Source organism: Garicola koreensis (genome assembly GCF_014195445.1).
Lineage (GTDB): Bacteria > Actinomycetota > Actinomycetes > Actinomycetales > Micrococcaceae > Nesterenkonia > Nesterenkonia koreensis.
Genome location: NZ_JACIBT010000001.1, coordinates 433717 through 451108 on the forward strand (window position 1 = coordinate 433717; position 17392 = coordinate 451108).

Genomic DNA, 17392 nt, shown 5'->3' on the forward strand with positions numbered 1-17392 from the left:
GCCGCGCCGCGCTGCTCACTGCGCACCTGAGATCCCGATCGATGTTGCGCGGCGTGGCTGCACACGGCCCCCAGCGCAACACAGCCGGGGATGTCCGCACCTGCCCGCAGGATCGCCCACTCGATGTTGCGCACAGCGGCCGCATGTCGCAGGGCCGCGGTGCGGCAGAGCCCCGGCAGTTTTGCCCTGACCCCGGTGCTTGGTAAGGTAGCTGAGCGCTCTTCAGCGAGCGGGGATGTAGCTTAATGGTAAAGCCCCAGCCTTCCAAGCTGGCTACGCGGGTTCGATTCCCGTCATCCCCTCCATCGTCTCATCACCGCCCGTCACGCCGCTGGCCTGGCGGGCTTTTCACCGCCGAGAAACTAGGCTGAAGGAATGAGCGCCCCCCGCATACGGCTGCAGATCCAACCCACGGTTTCGCACTACCGCGAGCCGCTGGTGCGTCGGCTGCAGCAGACGTCGTCCTTCGCCCTGAAGCTGGTGGGACGCTTCAAGAACGCTGAGTCCACCGAGGCTGAGCGCATCCGTTCCGCCTCGGAGGAGACACTGCGGGCAGTTCAGCCCCTGGAGACGCTCTCCGCCGGTGGGCTGTGGTGGGAGAAGGGCCAGGTGGCCGCCGTCTGGCGCGGTGGCTTCGACGCTTTTGTGCTGGAGGGCCGGATTCACACGGTCTCCACCTGGGTGGCGGCGGCCGCCGGCCGGATCCGTGGTCGTCGGGTGCTGCTGTGGGGCCACGGGTGGAAGCGCCCTGAGGATGGACTGAAGCGGCGTCTGCGACTGCCCTTCTACCACCTGGTGGACGGGGTGATGGTCTACGGCGAAAAGGCCAAGGAGTTGGGCGTCTCCTACGGCGTCGCGGAGTCGAAGATTCAGGTGGTCTATAACAGCCTCTACTCAGAAGAGCAGCTGCCCGAGCAGCCGCTGCAGGCCCAGGATCTTGAGGGCCGGGATCCTGACGACCAGGCTACTGATGAGCGGCCCACGCTGGTCTACTCCTCGCGGCTGACCACCCGCCACCGGCTCGACACCCTCGCCGAGGCCCTGCGCGACTGGCCCCAGCAGCACATGCGCCCCCGGGTGATGATCGTCGGCGACGGTGCCGAGCGTGCCCGGTTGGAACGCGTCTTCGCCGATTCGGGTGTTGATGCGCAGTTTTTGGGCGCCGTCTATGACCTGGCCGTGCTGAAGGAGCTCTATGCCGGAGCCGATCTGGCACTGTCGATCGGCGGAGCCGGGCTCAACGTCATCCAGGCGCTGGGATTCGGCGTGCCGGTGGTGGCCGAGGCGGGTCACCGTGACTCCAGCCCCGAGGTGGAGGCGGTCATCGAGGGCCAGACCGGTCGCTACTACCAGGTCGGAAGCGCTGCGAGCCTGCGGGCTGTGCTGCTGGAGACGCTGGATGCCCCGCAGCAGATCGAACACATGGGCCAGGCAGGTCTTGACCTGGTGCGTCGGCGCTATACCGCCGAGCGCCACGCCGCAGCCATCGAAGCGGCCCTGCACCACTTCCTCGCTGACTGACGCGTTGAGTGTGTCGGAACTTCGCGAATAGCCAGCGTCTCCGCCGTATTCTGCAGGTTCCGACACACTCAACGCCGGCAAGGGAGGGGCCGACGTCGGCAGGGGCGGAAACGGTCAGTCCCGCGGGGCCAGAATCATGTTCGTCATGCGGGCGGTGGAGAGCCGGCGCCCCTCGTCGTCGTGCATCACGATCTCGTGGACTGCCAGCTGCCTGCCCAGGTTGAGCGGCGTGCAGGTCGCCCAGACCAACCCCTGGGTGGCCGATCGGTGGTGGGTGGCGCCCAGCTCCGTGCCCACCACCATGCGTTCCACCCCCAGGTTCACCCGGGTGTGAAGGATCGCGGCGAAGGAGCCCAGAGTCTCGGCCAGCACCATATGCGCGCCGCCGTGGAAGAGACCCACGTTCTGCTCATTGCCGCCCACCGGCATCGTGGCGACCAGCTTCTCCGGACTCATCCGCTGGAACCTGAGGCCCAGTCGCACCCCCATGGGCGGCACACCATGAGGCCCCATCCAGTCCCAGTACTCTTCGGGCACTCCCATGGCGGCCATGCGTGCCTGGCGCTGGTGCTCATCGGGAAGCGGGCTGGGCACCCCCACCGGGCCCAGGGGAGGGGAGGGCTCATCGGCTCGGGCAGCACCTTCAGTCCGGTCGGCGTCGTCGGTCCGGCCAGTGTGATCGGATGGGCCGGTGTCATCGGGTCGGGCAGTGTCATCGGTGGCGGCGAGGGCGGCGTCGTTGCTCATGCGCAACAGCTTATCCATGGTCGCCCGGCTGAAGGCGATAAGGTGTGTGGGTGACTACTGAGGGCAATAAGCTGCTGGTGATCGACGGCCACTCCATGGCGTTCCGCGCGTTCTACGCGCTGCCGACGGAGAGCTTCCAAACCACCTCCGGCCAGTACACCAACGCGGTGCACGGCTTCACGAACATGCTGCTCAAGCTCATCCGCGAAGAGCAGCCCACCCATGTTGCGCTGGCCTTCGACCTGGACACCCCCACCTTCCGGCATCAGGCGTATGACGAGTACAAGGGCGGCCGGGACAAAACGCCGCCGGAGTTCTCCGGACAGATCGACCTGATCAAAGAAGTCGCCGCCGCCATGAACATCCCCGCGGTGACAATGGAGGGCTACGAGGCTGATGACATCGTGGCCACCTATGTCACCCGCGCCGCTGCGGCGGGGTGGCAGACGCTGATCGTCTCCGGTGACCGCGATGCCCTGCAGCTGGTCAGCGAGAACACCCACCTGGACTACCCCACCACCGGCATCACCAAGACCGTCCGCCTCGACCCGGCCGGCGTGGAGGAGAAATACCTGGTCCCGCCGGAGAAGTACCGGGACCTGGCGGCACTGGTGGGCGAATCCGCCGACAATCTGCCCGGAGTCTCGAAGGTCGGGCCCAAGACGGCGGCGAAATGGATCGCGCAGTACGGATCCGCCCACGGAATCATCGAGCACGCCGATCAGATCAAGGGCAAGGTCGGAGAGAACCTGCGGGCCGCGCTTGAGAACGTGCAGCGCAATCTGGAGCTCAACTGGTTGGTCACAGACCTCGACCTGCCTACCGACATCGACGAGTGCGTGCTCACCGCGCCGGATCGCGAGGCCGTGGAGCCGCTGTTCGACGCGCTGCAGTTCAACCAGATCCGCGACCGACTCTTCGACACGTTCTCCGCACGCTTCCCCGACGCCGACCTGGCAGCCGAGCCCACCGAGACCCTTCCGCAGGTGCGCCTGGTCGCGGAGTCCCGGCAGCTCACCGAGTTCTTCGCTGCCCACCAGGACGCGCCCATCAGCGTGACCCTGTGCCTGGACCGCGCCTACGAATCGCTGTCCACCAAAGCCAAGCGCGACGACGCCGGCCGAGTGGCCGAAGCGCTCGCCGTCGTCCTGACCCCACCGGGCAGTGACGACGAGCAGACGGTCACCGCGCTGGCTGTCGCTCTGGCCGATGCCGATGCGCAGGTGGAGGCCGCATTGGCGCAGTGGTTGGCCGATCCGGACGCGGCCAAGCTGGTCCACGACTATAAGGACGGCGGCAAGCGTCTCACCTGGCGGGGCCTGAGCCTGCGCGGAGCGGCGGAGGACACCCTGATCTCCGGCTACCTGGTGCAGCCGGACCGCCGGAACTTCGCCTTCGCCGACCTGGCGACCCAGTACTTGGGCCATTCCACCAATCCCGGCGACTACATCGGCGGTGAGAAGTTCCGCGAGGGCAACGACGCCGACGGCGGCCAGCTGGACCTGTTCAACGGCCACGATGTGACCCCCGGTGTCACCGAGGAGGACCTGGCCCGCGCCGCGCTGCAGGGCACGCTGCTGCACACTCTCTCCACCACGCTTCACGCCGAGCTGATCGACCGCAAGGCTGAGCACCTGCTGCACCAGCTGGAGATCCCGCTGGCCGAGATTCTGCTGCAGATGGAGCTGACCGGCATTGCAGTCAGCCGAGAGCGCCTGGAGGCGCTGGACGCCGAGTTCGAACGCTCCATCACCGAATCCGCGGAGGCCGCCTACGCCGCCGCCGGCCGTGAGGTGAACCTGGGCTCACCCAAGCAGCTGCAGGCGGTGCTCTTCGATGAGCTGCAGCTACCGACCCAGGGCGTGAAGAAGAACAAGACCGGATACTCCACCGACGTGGAGACGCTGCAGGAGCTGCTGACCAAAACACAGCACGAGTTCCTGGTGCACCTGATGAACCACCGCGACGCCAGCAAGCTGCGCCAAACCGTCACCGGGCTGATCGAGGCGATCGGCGACGACGGCCGCATCCACACCACCTACGCGCAGACGGTGGCCGCCACTGGGCGGCTGAGCTCGCTGCACCCGAATCTGCAGAACATTCCGGTGCGCACCGCCGCCGGTCGCAAGATCCGCGACGCCTTCGTCGTCGACCGGGGCTTCCAGACGCTGCTGACTGCGGACTATTCACAGATCGAGATGCGCATCATGGCTCACCTCTCCGGGGACCAGGAGCTGATCAGCGCATTCCTCGAAGGCGAGGACCTGCACAGCTTCGTGGGGTCTCGGGTGTTCGGAGTCGGCACCGATGAGGTCACGGCCGAGCAGCGCTCCAAGGTGAAAGCCATGAGCTACGGGCTGGTCTACGGGCTCTCCAGCTTCGGGCTCTCCAAGCAGCTGGGCATCGGCGTCGACGAGGCCCGTGAACTGATGAACGAGTACTTCGAACGCTTCGGCGCCGTACGCGACTACCTGCGCGACATCGTCGCCCAGGCCAAGCAGGACGGCTACACCTCCACCATCTACGGTCGTCGGCGCTACCTGCCCGACCTGGTCAGCGACAACCGCCAGCTGCGTCAGATGGCTGAGCGGGCCGCCCTCAACGCGCCGATCCAAGGCTCGGCGGCCGACATCATCAAACGCGCGATGATCGACGTCGACGCGGGCCTGCGGGAAGCCGGACTGCGCTCGCGGATGCTGCTGCAGGTCCACGATGAGCTGGTGCTGGAAGTCGCCCCGGGGGAGCAGCAGCAGGTCGAGGCCATGCTGGTGGAGAAGATGGGTGCGGCCGCAGATCTCACCGTCCCGCTGGATGTGCACGTGGGCGTCGGCGAATCCTGGCACGACGCCGCCCACTGAGTTCGCGGGCGCCGGCCCCCGCTGGGGTTCTGCCCCGGGCTCCGTTGGATCACCCTCCGCCGAATCGTCGAGCTTCTGCCTGATCGTGGAGCTGGAGCCCCACGATCGGGCAGAAGCGCTGCGATTGCAGGAGACGGGACTGTGGGCCATGACCTCGCCGACGGTTTAGGCTGAACGGGTGAGTTCTGACTACGCGCCCCAGATGCCCGACGTCGCCCCTCTGGCCGAGGGGCTGGCCAGCCGCAGCTTCTCCCCAGGGATGGAGGCCGAGCGGGCTGATGCCGCCACGGCGGCCTTCACCCGCACCGTGGAGTTCAACTTCTACGAAAAGTGGCTGACTGAGCAGCAGACGGCCCGCGAGGCACAGCTGTTCATGCAGGATCAGCAGCGCATGTACGGCGTCTACCTCGCCCCCGGCTTCGCCGCCCTGGAACCGTGGGGTGAGGCGTTGGAGCAGGTCGGCTTCAGCTACGAGCATCCGGTGGGCACCTTCGTCGACTACGACAAGACGCTCAACGCCGGCGGGGCCGAGCCGCTGCCGGCCCGGCTGATCACCGGAGTCACCGTGACCCCCAGCTTCCGACGGCGCGGGATCCTGAAGCACATGATGACTGATTCGCTGCACCGGGCGGTGGCCGAGGGCCTTGCTGTCACGGTGCTCACAGCCAGCGAGGGCAGCATCTACGGTCGCTTCGGGTTCGGCGTCGCCACCCGTGACGCCAAAGTTCAGGTGGATCTGGGGCAGAGTGCCGCAGACCGGCTGCAGCTGCGCGCCGGCGCCGAAGGTCAGGTGCTGATGGTTGACCCCACCAAACTTGAGTCCACGATCAAAGAGGTGTTCGCAGACTTTCACACCTCAACCCGCGGCTCCCTGGGACGCCAGGCCTGGTACTGGAAGTCCCGCTCCGCACAGTGGGACCCGCAGGAGCGCGGCGGCTGGAACCGCAACCTGCGAGCGGCCGTGCACGTGCTGGAGGACGGCACCATCGGCGGCTATGTCACCTACTCCCATCGGGGGTGGGAGACCGAACCCAGCACGATCGCCGTGGGCGACCTCATCGTTCGCAGCGAGATCAGCCGCCGGGAGCTGTGGCGCTATTTGGGCGGACTGGACACTGTCGAGCGGGCCACGCTGCGCGCACCGGTGCAGGACCCGACCCCGCACGCGCTGACCAATGCTCGCGCCTGGAGCATTACCGGTGTGGAGGACATGCTCTGGGTGCGCATTCTCAACCCGGTCGCGGCACTGGAGGCCCGGGCGTGGAGCTCCGACGGCGAGTTCAGCCTGAGCCTCACCGATCCGCTGGGCATCGCCGCAGGCACCTTCACGGTCTCCGTATCGGGAGGCATCGCCCAAGTCACCAGCACACAGAGCGCGACGACGCCGCAGCACTTCACCCTCGATGTGGAAACCCTGGGATCGCTCTACCTCGGCGACGTCTCGGTGCTGACTATGCGCGACGCAGGCCGGATCACCGCCGGCGACCACGCCGACTGGGGCGCCTTCGCCGCCACCTTCGACCTGGCCACAGCCCCCTTCTGCGCCACTCACTTCTGAGGGGGGGTGCAGCACCGGCTGAGCGGGCTGAGCCACGTGTGCGCAGTTGAATCACGTTGGCCCGGCAGTATAGACTGAAACGGCGCGTTCTGCGCACAGAGCGGGTTCCAGTGCCTACGGGTGCTGAACCTGACGTCTGCTACAGATCCCGCTCGAATGTACGCGAACACCTCGTGTGCGCTCAAGCGCTGTACGTTTGTCCATCGCTCAGTGCTCAACCAATCGTGCACTGACCCAACGAAAACTATCCATATCGGAGCCCCTACTACATGACCACCACCGCAACAGCACCCGGTGCCCCTCAGGTTGCCGTCAACGACATCGGAACCGCAGAAGAGTTCATGGCAGCCGTCGATGAGACGATGAAGTACTTCGAAGACGGCGACATGGTTGAAGGCAGCATCGTCAAGGTCGACCGTGACGAGGTCCTCCTGGACATCGGGTACAAGACCGAAGGCGTCATCCCGTCCCGCGAACTGTCCATCAAGCACGATGTGGACCCGGACGAAGTCGTCGCCGTCGGCGATCAAGTCGAGGCCCTGGTCCTCCAGAAGGAGGACAAGGAAGGCCGGCTGATTCTGTCCAAGAAGCGCGCCCAGTACGAGCGCGCCTGGGGCGACATCGAGCGCGTCAAGGACGAAGAGGGTGTGGTCACCGGCACCGTCATCGAGGTCGTCAAGGGCGGCCTCATCCTGGACATCGGCCTGCGCGGGTTCCTGCCCGCCTCCCTGGTGGAGATGCGTCGGGTCCGCGACCTGGCGCCCTACATCGGCCAGGAGCTCGAAGCTAAGATCATCGAACTGGATAAGAACCGCAACAACGTGGTCCTCTCCCGCCGCGCATGGTTGGAGCAGACTCAGTCCGAGGTCCGCTCCAGCTTCCTCAACAAGCTCGAGCGCGGTCAGGTGCGCACCGGTGTGGTCTCCTCCATCGTCAACTTCGGTGCCTTCGTGGACCTCGGCGGCGTCGACGGTCTGGTCCACGTCTCCGAGCTGTCCTGGAAGCACATCGACCACCCGAACGAGGTCGTCGACGTCGGCCAGGAGGTCACCGTCGAGGTGCTTGAGGTGGACATGGACCGTGAGCGCGTCTCGCTGTCCCTGAAGGCCACTCAGGAAGACCCGTGGCAGACCTTCGCCCGCACCCACGCGCTGGGCCAGATCGTGCCCGGCAAGGTCACCAAGCTGGTGCCCTTCGGCGCATTCGTGCGCGTCGAGGACGGCATCGAGGGGCTGGTGCACATCTCCGAGCTGGCAGTGCGCCACGTGGACCTGGCCGAACAGGTCGTCTCCGTCAACGACGGCGTCTTCGTCAAGGTCATCGACATCGACCTGGAGCGCCGCCGGATCAGCCTGTCGCTGAAGCAGGCCAATGAGGGTGTCGACCCCGACGCTGAGGACTTCGACCCCGCGCTCTACGGCATGGACGCCGAGTACGACGACGAGGGCAACTACAAGTACCCCGAGGGCTTCGACCCGGAGACCAACGAGTGGATGGAAGGCTACGAGGACCAGCGCGCTGCCTGGGAGGCCCAGTACGCCGCCGCTCAGGAGCGCTGGGAGGCGCACAAGGAGCAGGTCCGCAAGGCTGTGGAAGCTGATGCTGAGGCCGCTGCCGAGGCGTCCGTCTCCGGCGGCTCATCCTCCAGCAGCAGCCCCGCCCGCAAGCCGGCTGAGGCTGCCCCCTCCAACTACTCCTCCACTCCGGCTGCGGAGGAGGACGGCGGAACGCTGGCCTCCGACGAGGCGCTGGCCGCTCTGCGGGAGAAGCTCACCGGAGGCAAGTAGATTCCGACTCCGACCGCGGGGAATTGCCCCGCCTCGTGTGATGAATAACTGAAAAAATCCAGCAGAAACCGCCTGATCCTACGTTGATCGGCGGTTTCTGTTGCATTTGGGGTGTGATCATGCTTACGGTAAAGCACCGTTGAGGGTCGGAATCCGGCCCGTGCCGACACCGAGAGGAATCTCATGCTCCATAAGGTCCACGACCTGTTCCGGCTGCGCACGAGTCCGGTCGTATTCTTCGTCTCAGCGGCCATCATCGCCGTTTTCGTCATCGTCACACTGGTCATCCCGACCCAAATGGGCAACTTCTGGGGAGCGGGTTCGGGCTGGCTCTACGACAATATGGGCTGGTTCTACACCTCCGGGGTGACCATCTTTCTGCTCTTCCTGATCTGGATGGCGGTGGGACGCTTCGGCCGAATGAAGCTCGGAGATGACGAGGAGAAGCCCGAGCACAGTGACATCACCTGGTTCGGCATGCTCTTCGCCGCCGGCATCGGCACCATTCTGATGTTCTGGGCCGTGGCGGAACCGGCCAACCACTTTGCGAATCCACCGCGCGGCGCCCAGGAAGGGATCGAGGGCGGCACCACGGAGGCGGCCAGTGAAGCCATGGGCTTCACGCTCTTCCACTTCGGGCTGCACACCTGGACCATCTTTGCCCTGCCGGGTCTGGCTTTCGCCTACTTCATCTACAAGCGCAAGCTTCCCCCGCGGGTGTCCTCCCTCTTCCAGCCGCTGATCGGCGACCGCATCCACGGCCCCATCGGCAAAGCGATCGACGTGTTCGCGATCGTGGGCACGATCTTCGGTGTGGCAGTGTCCATCGGCCTGGGGACCATGCAGATCCACGCCGGTTTGGCGCAGCTGCTCGGCGTGCCCGACAGTGCCTGGTCCTTCATCATCATCATCGCTGTGGTCACGTTGATTGCGACCATCTCCTCGGTGCTCGGGGTGGAGAAGGGCATTAAGCGGCTGTCGAACTTCAACATTTGGACGGCCATGGCACTGCTGCTCTTCATCCTGGTCACCGGTCCCACGGTGTACCTGCTGCGCGGCATGTTCGAGTGGGCCGGCGTCTACTTGACCATGCTGCCGGAGCTGGGGTTCTGGAACGACACCTTGGAATCCACCGGCTGGCAGGAAGGCTGGACCATCTTCTACTGGGCGTGGACCATTGCCTGGGCACCCTTCGTCGGCATCTTCATCGCCCGGATCTCCCGCGGGCGCACAGTGCGTCAGTTCGTCACCGGGGTCCTGGGTCTTCCCACGCTGTTTACGATCGTGTGGTTCGGCGTCTGGGGCACCGGCGTCTTCGACATCGAACTCAACGGCGACGGCGGCCTGGTGGACACGGTGATCGACGACGGCGTGGAGACCGCACTGTTCGCCTTCCTCGCGGAATTCCCGCTGGCGACTCTGACCTCCTCCATTGCGGTCATGCTGGTCGGCATCTTCTTCGTCACCTCCATGGACTCCTGTTCGCTGGTCCTCGATGACATGTGCAACGGGTTTGAAGGATTCGCCCCGCTGCATCAGCGTGCGTTCTGGTCGGTGTCCATCGGCCTGATCGCGGCACTGCTGCTGACCGCCACGGGCGAGGGCGGACTGACGGCCCTGCAGAACGTGGCCCTGGTCTTCGGCCTGCCGTTCTTCATCCTCGGGTACTTCATCATGTTCAACCTGTCCCGAGCGATGCGCGAGGACGCCGGAGAACTCGGCAGCCTGCGCACGCGCCGCTGGCTGCAGACCCTGCCGCCGGAGGAGTACGAGCGGCGAATGTATGAGAACGACGACACGCTGGCCACGGCAGTGGTGGCGCCTGACTACGCCGAGGGCTCCCAACCGGAGAACGCCCCGGAGGTGGAGCACGTCGAACAGCCGGAAGTGGTCACTGAGTACCGCATCCGCACCGGTGAGATTCCCGTGGTGGATCAGGCCAACCCCCACCGGGACGACCCACCGCGCACCTGACTGAGGCCACGCTGCGCGGATGCCCGCGCCGAAACCGTCAGCAGGAGTGGGAAACCCGCTCCCGATTGTCAGTTTCGGCGCGGGCATCTTCGGACATAGGATCGAAGAATGAGCCGAATTCTCAGTGTCGGGCTGACCGGCGGCATCGCTTCAGGGAAATCCGCAGTCTCGCAGCGGTTGGCTGAGCACGGCGCGATCGTGATCGACGCCGACGAGCTGTCCCGTGAGGTCGTGGCACCGGGCACCGAAGGACTGGCCGAGATCCACACCGAGTTCGGCCAGGACGTCATCACCGAGGAGGGTGCCCTGGACCGCCCGGCCCTGGGGGAGCAGGTGTTCAACGACGACGACGCCCGGGCGGCGCTCAACTCCATCATCCACCCCCGGGTGCGGGCAGCGGCGACGCAGCTGCGTGAAGCCGCCGGTGAGGGACGCATCGTGGTCGAAGACATTCCGCTGCTGGTCGAGACTGGTCAGCAGGAGAGGTTCGACGTCGTCGTCGTGGTTCAGGCGCCCCACGAGCAGCGGGTGCGCCGCATGGCAGAGAACCGCGGCATGAGCCGGGCCGATGCCGAATCCCGCATCAGCGCCCAGGCCAGCGACGAACAGCGGTCCGCGGCAGCCGACGTCGTGCTGGACAACTCCGGCACCCTGGAGGAACTGCACGAGCAGGTGGACCGGCTGTGGAGCACACTGTCGAACAGAGCTTCGAAGGCGAGCGCGTAGACTGGCAGGTCAGTGAGCCGGGGACCCGACCCACACCAAGCAGACGGGAAGTGAGCCAACGATGAGTCTTGCGCCGAAGATTTCGCGGACGGTCGCACCCTTCAGGGTCGAGAGCCCGTTCAGCCCCTCCGGCGACCAGCCCCAAGCGATCGAGGAGCTCGCCGAACGGATCGAGGGCGGAGAGAAGGACGTGGTGCTCATGGGCGCCACCGGCACCGGCAAATCCGCGACGGCGACCTGGCTGATCGAACGGGTTCAGCGTCCCACACTGGTGATGGTCCAGAACAAGACGCTGGCCGCGCAGCTGGCCAACGAGTTCCGCGAACTGCTGCCCAACAACGCCGTGGAGTACTTCGTCTCCTACTACGACTACTACCAGCCGGAGGCCTACGTCCCGCAGACGGACACCTTCATTGAGAAGGACTCCTCGGTCAACGACGAGGTGGAACGGCTGCGGCACTCGGCCACCAACGCACTGCTGACCCGCCGCGACGTGGTGGTGGTGGCCACGGTCTCCTGCATCTACGGTCTGGGCACCCCGGAGGAGTACATCGCCCAGATGGTGCCGGTCAAGCGCGGAGAGACGATTGACCGCGATGAGCTGCTGCGCCGCTTCGTGGCCATGCAGTACGTGCGCAACGACACCGACTTTCACCGCGGCACCTTCCGGGTGCGCGGGGACACCGTGGAGATCATCCCCATGTATGAGGAGCTCGCGGTGCGCATCGAGCTCTTCGGCGACGAGATCGAATCGATCCAAACGCTGCACCCGCTCACCGGCACCGTGGTGCGTGAGGAGGATGAGATGTACATCTTCCCCGCCAGCCACTATGTGGCTGGCGACGACCGTATGGCCAAGGCGATCACCACCATTGAGGACGAGCTGCGCGAGCGGCTGCAGGAGCTGGAGTCCCAGGACAAGCTGTTGGAAGCTCAGCGGCTGCGCATGCGCACCACCTACGACCTGGAAATGATGCAGCAGATGGGTTTCTGCAACGGCATCGAGAACTACTCCCGGCACATCGACGGCCGCGAAGCCGGCTCCGCCCCACACTGCCTGCTGGACTACTTCCCAGACGATTTTCTGCTGATCGTGGACGAATCGCACGTGTCCATCCCGCAGATCGGCGGTATGTATGAAGGCGATATGTCGCGCAAACGCACGCTGGTGGACCACGGGTTCCGGCTGCCCTCGGCCATGGACAACCGGCCGCTGAAGTGGGATGAGTTCCTGGACCGCATCGGCCAGACCGTCTACATGTCCGCCACTCCCGGCAGCTACGAGCTCGGGCAGGCCGACGGCGCGGTGGAGCAGATCATCCGCCCCACCGGGCTGGTGGACCCTGAAGTGGTGGTCAAACCCACTAAGGGCCAGATCGATGACCTGTTGGAGGAGATCCGCGCCCGCAGTGAGCGCGGGGAGCGGGTGCTGGTGACCACGCTGACCAAACGCATGGCGGAGGACCTCACCGAGTACCTGTTGGAGCACCGGGTCAAGGTGGAGTACCTGCACTCCGATGTGGATACGCTGCGGCGCATCGAGATTCTGCGCGAACTGCGCCAGGGAACCTTCGACGTGGTGGTCGGCATCAACCTGCTGCGTGAGGGCCTGGATCTGCCCGAGGTCTCCCTGGTGGCGATCCTCGACGCCGATAAGGAAGGTTTCCTGCGCTCGACCACCTCACTGATCCAGACCATCGGCCGTGCCGCGCGCAACCTGTACGGGCAGGTGCACATGTATGCCGATAAGGTCACCGATTCCATGCGGCGGGCCATCGATGAGACGAACCGGCGCCGGGAGAAGCAGATCGCCTACAACGAGGCGCACGGCATCGACCCGACCCCGCTGGTGAAGCGCATCGCCGACATCACCGACCAGCTGGCCCGCGAGGACGCTGACACCGCCGACCTGCTGCAGGGGATGGGCGGTCTTGCTACCGGGTTCCAATACGGCAAGGGCCACCGCGGTCTCACCGCGCTGCAGAAGGACGACGACGCCGAGGCCACGGACCCGGACGCCGGCCAGGAGAGCCTGGCGGCGCAGACCCCTGCGGCCAGCACTGAGGATCTGATCGCCCAGCTCACCGAACAGATGCACCGGGCCGCAGAGGAGCTGAACTTCGAGTTGGCCGCCCGGCTGCGTGACGAGCTCGGCGACCTCAAACGCGAGCTGCGGGCAATCCAGGCGGCGCAGTAGGCGACAGTTGTCAGACGTGCACGGACGCTCGACCGCGCACCGCAGATGAGGACGTGCCGCAGCCATAGGACACTGGTGACTTCAGACCACGGCCTGATCGATCAGAACTCAGTGCGGGAGAGCAGCTCGCGCAGGATGGCGGGGCCGTCGTCGCTGATGCCGTCGTGGTGGAACTGATCGGTCTCATAGACGCTGAGTCCGCGCACTCGCTCAGCAGTTTCCAGGGCCAGCTCACGGGGGACGAAGACGTCGTCGGTATAGACCGCAGCGGCCGCGGGCACCGTGTTGCGCGCTAGCTGGTCCAGGTCATAGAGCGGGGCCCAGTCATCGATGGCGGCCACTTCATTGGCCGTTTCGAAGAGCGGCTCCAGCACTGGGTCCAGCTGCACGTGCTCACGGAGGATCATCTCGCCGAGCAGCAGCGGCGATGCCGCCTCGGGAGAGAACTCGGCGAACTCGTCGCGGACCCGCTGGGCAGCCCAATCAGTGCTTCCGCGGCCGCCAGCGAGCTCGGCAGGCTGACCATAGATGGACTCATGCATCACCGCATACAGCGGGTTGGAAGCGAAGGAGATGTGCTGGCCCACCGCGGCGAGGAACGTGTCCGACAGTTGGGTCCTCTCCGGACCCATGAAGGCCTCCTCCAACAGGTAGTGCAGCGTATCGGCCTTCGCATTTCCGCCCAGCAGCAGACCCAGCAGCTGCAGGCGGGCCACGGTCAGCGCAGAGCCGTCCAGCAGCCGCACGTCGTTCTCCCGCAGGTGGGCGACGACCGCGTCGAGCGTGTCCCGGTCCTCGGGAAACCGAGTGAAGTGCTCCGCATTGCGGGCGGCGACCTTCTGATACGTGTGCTGATAGACGCGGTCCGCGTGCCCGGTCAGCTGCGTCAGACCACCGGTGATCAGCGCACGGTTCATCCCCTGGGGGCGGAAGGACAGGTAGGTCAAGGTGCAGAACCCACCGAAGCTCTGCCCGAATACGGTCCAGGACGCGATGCCCAACTGGGCGCGCAGCGCCTCGGCATCCTCGACGATGGAATCGGCCCGGAAGCGGCGCAGGTGGGCGGCCTGATGAGCAGCCGAGCCGCGCGATGTCAGGGACTGCCGATTGAGCGGGGTGGAGAGGCCGGTGCCGCGCTGGTCCAGCATGATGATCCGAAAGTCTTTGCCCAGCTCGGCCATCCAGCCGGAAAGCTTCGGCGGACGGTTGCCCTTCCCACCCGGGCCGCCCTGCAGAAACAGCAGGTACGGCAGCTGCTGCACGTGGGGCTCGCCCTCAGCAAGCGCCTCAGCGGCGACGAACTCCCGGGCGTAAACAGTGATCTGTTCACCCTCGGGCTCTGCCCAGTTCAGCGGAACGCTGACGCGGTGATCGGTGATGCGGGTGCCGTCGATCAGCTGACGTGAGGCAGTCATAGAGCCTTCAGCTCTCCTACGTGGTCGACAGCGATCACAGCAGCCTCGGCCTCGTCGGAGGCGGCAAGGTCGACCCAGGCACTGATCACCCAGTCGTGGTTTCCCTGGTCGTCGTCGAGCACCTGGACTGCGTGCCAGAAGTCCGGCCGGTCGGTCGGGTTCTTGTCCAACCGGAAGTGTTCGGCGCTGCGTGCCTTCGCGTCGGTGTAGACGTCGTCGTACTCGTCAAAGAACGTATCCAGGGCCTGGGCCCAGCGGTCCGGCGAAGCGAACTCCGAGGTGGGGGAGTGCTCCCGCTCCAACGCCGCCAGCGCCTCCTCCCGCTCATTGGCGAAGAGCTCAGCGCGGCGGAACATGGCATTGCGGATCAGCACCCCAAACGCGCGCTCATTGCCGCTGATGCCGGTGGGCGGAGCCTGCGGTGCGGCCTCGTTCTGCTCGCGCTGCAGTTCGGCGAGCTTCTGCGGGTCATCAGCGGCCGCCAGGCGTTCCCACTCCTCCAGCAGCGAGGAGTCGGTCTGCCGGATGACCTCGCCGAGCCACTCAATCAGGTCCTCCAGCTCCTCGCTGACCTGTGTGGCGGGCACGGTCCGGCTCAGTGTGCGGTACGCGTCGGAGAGGTAGCGCAGCAGCACCCCTTCACTGCGGGCCAGGCCGTAGAAGTTTACCGCGTCGACGAAGGTGAAGGCGCGTTCGATCATGTCGCGCACCACCGATTTGGGCGCCAGCTCGTGGTCTCCGGCCCAGGGGGCCGCGGCCCGGTAGACCTCAAACTGCTGCTGAAGCAGTTCGGCCAACGGCTGCGGGTGGGTCATCTCGTCGAGGATCCGCATCCGCTCGGTGTAGTCGACCCCCTCGGCCTTCAACTCAGCGATCCGCTCGCCCTTGAGCTTCCTCACCTGCGCCCCGGTGACCTGGTGCGGGGTCTCCAGGATCGATTCGATGACGCTGATCACATCCAGCGCGTAGGTTTCGGACTCCGGGTCCAGCAGGTCCAGGGCGGCCACCGCGAAGGGCGCCAGCGGCTGGTTCAGGGCGAAGTCGTCCTGCAGCTCGACCTGCAGATCCACGGTGCGGCCATCGGCGTCGGGCTCATCCAGCCGCTCCAGCACACCGGCGGCCAGCAGCTCACGCAGAATCTGCAGCGCCCGGCGCTGCAGCTGGGCCTGGCGGGCCGGGGTCTCATCGGAGCTGGTGATCAGCCGCCGCGCCGCCAGAATCGTGTTGTCCGGGCGGTTGAGCAGGTGCAGCACCATGGCGTAGGTGACCTGCATCCGCGACACCATTGGCTCGGGGGAGGCGTCGATGATCCGCTCAAAGGTCTTCTCGCTCCAGGAGACGAACCCTTCGGGCGGCTTCTTCTTGGGCTTGGTCTTCATCGCCTGGGCCAGTTTGGCCTCGTCACCGGCGTGCTTGGCGGCTAGCTTGCGGGCCGCGGACTCGTTCTCAATGACATGCTCGGGCGCCTGGACCACCACAGTGCCCTCGGTGTCGAAGCCGGCGCGTCCGGCGCGTCCGGCGATTTGGTGAAACTCGCGCGCATTGAGCTGGCGCACCCGGATCCCGTCATACTTGGACAGTCCGGTCAGCAGCACTGTGCGGATGGGCACGTTGATGCCCACCCCGAGCGTGTCGGTTCCGGAGATGACTTTCAGCAGCCCCTGCTGGGACAGCTGCTCCACCAGCCTGCGATATTTGGGCAGCATGCCCGCGTGGTGGACTCCGACGCCGGACTTCAGCAGCCGCGAGAGCGTCTGACCGTACCCCTTGGCGAAGCGGAAGGTCTTCAGCTGCTCACCCAGCAGCTCACGCTCCGCCTTGGAGAGCAGCTTCAGGCTCATCAGCCCCGCCGCACTCTCTGCCGCGGCCCGCTGGGAGAAGTGGACCACATACACCGGTGCCTGCTGGGTCTCGGCCAGCTCTTCCAACGTGTCCACCAGGGTCGTGGTGGAATACTGGTAGCTCAACGGCACCGGACGAGACGCCGACGAGACGACGACGACGTCGCGGCCGGTTCGCTCGGCGATCTGGCGCTGGAACGAGCTGGTGTCGCCCAGGGTGGCTGACATCAGCAGGAACTGCGCCTGCGGAAGCTCGATCAGCGGCACCTGCCAGGCCCAGCCGCGGTGCGGGTCGGCGTAGAAGTGGAACTCATCCATGATCACCGGGCCCACATCAGCGTCTGCGCCCTCACGCAGCGCCTCATTAGCCAGGATCTCCGCGGTGCAGCAGATGATGGGCGCCTCAGCGTTGACCGACGAGTCCCCGGTCACCATGCCCACATTCGCTGCGCCGAAGACCTCGACCAGGGAGAAGAACTTTTCGGAGACCAGCGCTTTGATGGGGGCGGTGTAGACGCTGCGCTCACCGCGGGTCAGGGCGAAGAAGTGAGCGGCCAGCGCCACCATGGACTTCCCCGAACCGGTGGGGGTGGACATGATCACGTGATGCCCGTCGGCCAGCTCGGCAACCGCGTCCTCCTGCGCCGGGTAGAGCTGCAGACCGCGGGCGTTGACCCAGGCGTTGAACGCCTCGAAGAGCTCTTCCGGGGCCAGCGGCCGCCACGCGGCCGTCTCGGGGACCTCAAGTATGGGGGCAGCGACTGCCGT

General features: G+C 66.0%; 10 protein-coding genes and 1 tRNA gene. 8 read left to right on the forward strand and 3 right to left on the reverse strand.

Annotated features, from left to right (window positions below):
• Positions 1-231 precede the first annotated feature (231 nt).
• Both FHX47_RS02050 and FHX47_RS02055 read left to right on the forward strand, forming a co-directional pair.
• Positions 232-305: transfer RNA gene (locus FHX47_RS02050), tRNA-Gly, on the forward strand.
• A gap of 70 nt (positions 306-375) precedes the next feature.
• The gene (locus tag FHX47_RS02055) at positions 376-1521 is read left to right on the forward strand and encodes a glycosyltransferase family 4 protein (protein ID WP_183357215.1); all 1146 of its coding nucleotides are present in this window, start codon (positions 376-378) and stop codon (positions 1519-1521) included.
• A gap of 114 nt (positions 1522-1635) precedes the next feature.
• On the opposite strand, the gene FHX47_RS02060 is transcribed toward FHX47_RS02055, so the two are convergent.
• Positions 1636-2268: a hotdog fold thioesterase gene (locus tag FHX47_RS02060; RefSeq protein ID WP_183357216.1), complete on the reverse strand. Its 633-nt coding sequence runs from the start codon at positions 2266-2268 to the stop codon at positions 1636-1638.
• A gap of 50 nt (positions 2269-2318) precedes the next feature.
• Between FHX47_RS02060 and polA the strand changes: the two genes are divergently transcribed.
• The 6 genes from polA to uvrB all read left to right on the forward strand — a co-directional run bounded on the left by polA (position 2319) and on the right by uvrB (position 13368).
• On the forward strand, positions 2319-5126 hold the full coding sequence (gene polA, locus FHX47_RS02065; protein ID WP_343064267.1) for a DNA polymerase I: 2808 nt from the start codon (positions 2319-2321) through the stop codon (positions 5124-5126).
• A 178-nt stretch (positions 5127-5304) separates the two neighbouring features.
• The gene (locus tag FHX47_RS02070; RefSeq protein WP_183357217.1) at positions 5305-6684 is read left to right on the forward strand and encodes a GNAT family N-acetyltransferase; all 1380 of its coding nucleotides are present in this window, start codon (positions 5305-5307) and stop codon (positions 6682-6684) included.
• 269 nt (positions 6685-6953) lie between these two features.
• On the forward strand, positions 6954-8471 hold the full coding sequence (rpsA, locus tag FHX47_RS02075; protein WP_183357218.1) for a 30S ribosomal protein S1: 1518 nt from the start codon (positions 6954-6956) through the stop codon (positions 8469-8471).
• Positions 8472-8654: 183 nt separating this feature from the next.
• Positions 8655-10445 (forward strand): BCCT family transporter, encoded by a 1791-nt coding sequence (locus tag FHX47_RS02080; RefSeq protein WP_183357219.1) that lies wholly within the window; start codon positions 8655-8657, stop codon positions 10443-10445.
• Between the two features lie 108 nt (positions 10446-10553).
• Positions 10554-11171, forward strand: coding sequence for a dephospho-CoA kinase (gene coaE, locus FHX47_RS02085; RefSeq protein WP_221205962.1), 618 nt, complete (start codon positions 10554-10556; stop codon positions 11169-11171).
• Positions 11172-11232: 61 nt separating this feature from the next.
• Positions 11233-13368, forward strand: coding sequence for an excinuclease ABC subunit UvrB (gene uvrB, locus FHX47_RS02090; RefSeq protein ID WP_183357220.1), 2136 nt, complete (start codon positions 11233-11235; stop codon positions 13366-13368).
• Positions 13369-13469: 101 nt separating this feature from the next.
• Here uvrB and FHX47_RS02095 read toward each other — a convergent pair whose 3' ends face one another.
• Together FHX47_RS02095 and FHX47_RS02100 are read right to left on the reverse strand one after the other, a co-directional pair.
• Complete coding sequence (locus FHX47_RS02095) at positions 13470-14783, reverse strand: alpha/beta fold hydrolase (protein WP_183357221.1); 1314 nt, start codon at positions 14781-14783, stop codon at positions 13470-13472.
• On the reverse strand, positions 14780-17374 hold the full coding sequence (locus FHX47_RS02100) for a DUF3516 domain-containing protein (RefSeq protein ID WP_183357820.1): 2595 nt from the start codon (positions 17372-17374) through the stop codon (positions 14780-14782). The genes FHX47_RS02095 and FHX47_RS02100 overlap by 4 nt, the downstream gene beginning before the upstream one ends.
• Positions 17375-17392 lie beyond the last annotated feature (18 nt).

Excerpts from the sequence above, each read along its gene's own strand:
- FHX47_RS02080 (WP_183357219.1), top strand. The coding sequence starts at position 8,655 with ATGCTCCATAAGGTCCACGACCTGTTCCGGCTGCGCACGAGTCCGGTC.
- coaE (WP_221205962.1), top strand. The coding sequence starts at position 10,554 with ATGAGCCGAATTCTCAGTGTCGGGCTGACCGGCGGCATCGCTTCAGGG.
- uvrB (WP_183357220.1), top strand. The coding sequence starts at position 11,233 with ATGAGTCTTGCGCCGAAGATTTCGCGGACGGTCGCACCCTTCAGGGTC.
- rpsA (WP_183357218.1), top strand. The coding sequence starts at position 6,954 with ATGACCACCACCGCAACAGCACCCGGTGCCCCTCAGGTTGCCGTCAAC.
- FHX47_RS02095 (WP_183357221.1), bottom strand. The coding sequence starts at position 14,783 with ATGACTGCCTCACGTCAGCTGATCGACGGCACCCGCATCACCGATCAC.
- FHX47_RS02055 (WP_183357215.1), top strand. The coding sequence starts at position 376 with ATGAGCGCCCCCCGCATACGGCTGCAGATCCAACCCACGGTTTCGCAC.
- FHX47_RS02060 (WP_183357216.1), bottom strand. The coding sequence starts at position 2,268 with ATGAGCAACGACGCCGCCCTCGCCGCCACCGATGACACTGCCCGACCC.